This window comes from Phaeocystidibacter marisrubri, from assembly GCF_008933165.1.
Taxonomy (GTDB): domain Bacteria; phylum Bacteroidota; class Bacteroidia; order Flavobacteriales; family Schleiferiaceae; genus Phaeocystidibacter; species Phaeocystidibacter marisrubri.
In genome coordinates, this window is record NZ_WBVQ01000009.1 from 1 (window position 1) to 961 (window position 961).

The 961-nt window shown below is 46.3% G+C and carries 1 protein-coding gene; it reads right to left on the reverse strand.

The features are described 5' to 3' along the window. The coding region (locus F8C82_RS14930; RefSeq protein ID WP_223279620.1) for a hypothetical protein at positions 1-648 on the reverse strand (648 nt) is incomplete at its 3' end. Positions 649-961: the final 313 nt, after the last annotated feature.

Here is a 961-nt window from a genome sequence, read left to right on the forward strand (position 1 = left end):
CGTTGTGACATTTTGGAAATAGTGCTCGACGATGTGTTCGAAGGTTTTTCGGTATTCGGCTTCATATATCAAGCGACCTTCCCATAGTTTGCTATGTGCGCTCCAGAGGAAATTCAGCACGAGTGGCCTGATTTCAGCCTCTAGTTTTGGCCGCGCCCCCCTGGTTTGATGTTCTTTCGAAGGCGAAGGGTCAAATAAAGCCGGGTGAGGGCAAATTTCTTTGCGACGATCATCCAAAGTTTTGACACGTTTCTCTGTGTTCTTTCTAGGGTTCTCTCTGGATAAGGATTCGGATGAGCTTTCTTTTGATGGCTTGGAACCTACTAACTCCTCGCGCTCATCCGTCCGCTTTGAGGTTAGTTTGTTAGTAGATGTTCTTTCTGTTCTCTCTTTCTGGGATAGTGGCAACTTTTTCCGCAAATGAGGGGGGAACCCCCATTCTCTCGTTGTGCCTAGCAATGAAGTGGACGGCAATTGATCAGGATTCTTCAGGTCGAAAAACAGAAGGAATCGGGGGTTGATTTGAAGCTCATAATCGCACTTAGTACCATGGTAAGCCTTTCCAATGAGAAAGCCTGTTACAAAGGCTCTCTCAACCTGATATCGGACTGCTCTTGTTGAGTTACCTAGTCGCTTTGATAGTTTCACGTTGTTCGTATAAAGTCTGAAAGGTTCGTCTGGTCGAAGAATGTGGCCGCCAATTGACCGTAGTAGTTTAGAGTCGCTTACCACTTGATCTATAACCTGGCGGAGAACTTCAAACATGAACTGCTTCTGAGATTGCTTGATCGTTTGGCATTCAGGAATGTCAATTGCCTCTCCCTCCTCTCGCCTTTGCTTCCTGAGCGCGTTGGCTTTTGCGTTGTATTGCTCTATCCACAGTTCAAAGAGCTCACGTTGAGCTTGAAAATCGATATATGGACGCTCTACAATTTGAGGAGCATTTCCGATCGAGCTCGGA